Raw genomic sequence first — 1,322 nt, 5'->3', positions numbered from 1 at the left:
CTGAACCGCCCCGGGTTTGCCGGAGGCTGTTTGGTTTAAGTTATGCGGCCATGGCCTGTTGTTCCAGTGCGGCGTAGAATTTTGCCTCAGCTTCCGCCGGTGGGATGTTTCCGATGGTTTCGAGGAGACGCCGGTTATTGAACCAATCGACCCATTCGAGAGTGGCGAACTCAACGGTTTCGATGCTTCGCCAGGGTCCGCGCCGGTGGATCACCTCGGCCTTGTAGAGGCCGTTGATGCTCTCTGCCAAGGCGTTGTCGTAACTGTCCCCGACGCTGCCCACTGATGGTTCGATCCCGGCCTCGGCCAGGCGCTCGGTATAGCGAATGCTGACGTATTGCGACCCGCGGTCGGAATGATGAACCAAACCGCCGCGATGGACGGGGCGGCGGTCGTGGATGGCCTGCTCGAGGGCGTCAAGCACGAAGCTGGCATGGGCGGTGCGACTGACCCGCCAGCCCACGATATAGCGAGCGTAGACGTCGATGACGAAGGCCACATAGGCGAACCCAGCCCACGTCGCCACATAGGTAAAATCGGAGACCCAGAGCCTGTTAGGTGCCGGGGCATGGAACTGGCGGTTCACCTGGTCGAGCGGGCAAGGAGCCGACTTGTCGCTGATCGTTGTGCGGACCGGTTTGCCGCGAATGACACCCTGCAGGCCGAGCTCCCGCATCAGCCTTTGCACCGTACATCGCGCAACATCGAACCCTTCCCGCTGCATCTGCCGCCACACCTTCCTGACGCCATAGACCGAGAAGTTCTCGGCAAAGACCCGCATGATCTCAGGCTTGAGGGCTTCATCGCGCTGGGCACGAGCCGACAGCCGCGAGGGATCACGGCGTTGAGCGACATGCTCATGGTAAGTGGATGGGGCGACTGGCAGGACTCTGCAGATCGGCTCGACCCCGTAATGCCCACGATGTTCGTCGATAAAGGCGATCATCGCTTCAGTGGGCGGTCGAGCTCCGCCTGGGCGAAATATGCGGAGGCTTTGCGCAGGATCTCGTTGGCCTGCCGCAGCTCCCGGTTCTCCCGTTCCAGAGCCTTAAGCTTCTCGGCCACATCGCTGGGCACGCCAGCCCGCCGGCCACCATCGACCTCGGCCTTCTTCACCCAGTCGTTCAGGGTGTGGGCCGAACAGCCGATCTTCTGGGAAACCGAAACCACGGCAGCCCAGCGCGACGGATACTCCCCGCCATGCTCCAGCACCATCCGCACCGCTCGGGTTCGCACCTCAGGGGAAAACTTGTTCGTTGTCTTGCTCATCAGGCTCTATCCTAATTGGGAGTTAGAGCCTCCGACAGTCCCGGCGCGGTTCA

1 protein-coding gene and 1 other annotated feature are annotated in these 1,322 nt (G+C 61.9%); the gene reads right to left on the bottom strand.

The genetic code is table 11. The features are described 5' to 3' along the window. Positions 1-40: 40 nt before the first annotated feature. Positions 41-1,269, bottom strand: a protein-coding gene (locus tag DDE76_RS19320; RefSeq protein WP_104892648.1) for an IS3 family transposase whose coding sequence is annotated in 2 segments (ribosomal slippage) — positions 41-978 and positions 978-1,269 — 1,230 coding nt in all. Because the reading frame shifts where the segments join, the coding sequence is not laid out codon by codon here. Continuing rightward, positions 872-988: a sequence feature (AL1L pseudoknot), on the bottom strand. (Overlaps the previous gene by 117 nt.) Positions 1,270-1,322: the final 53 nt, after the last annotated feature.

The sequence above is a fragment of the Devosia indica genome, assembly GCF_003056405.1.
GTDB classification, from domain to species: domain Bacteria; phylum Pseudomonadota; class Alphaproteobacteria; order Rhizobiales; family Devosiaceae; genus Devosia; species Devosia indica.
This window is presented reverse-complemented; position numbering and strand designations above follow the sequence as displayed.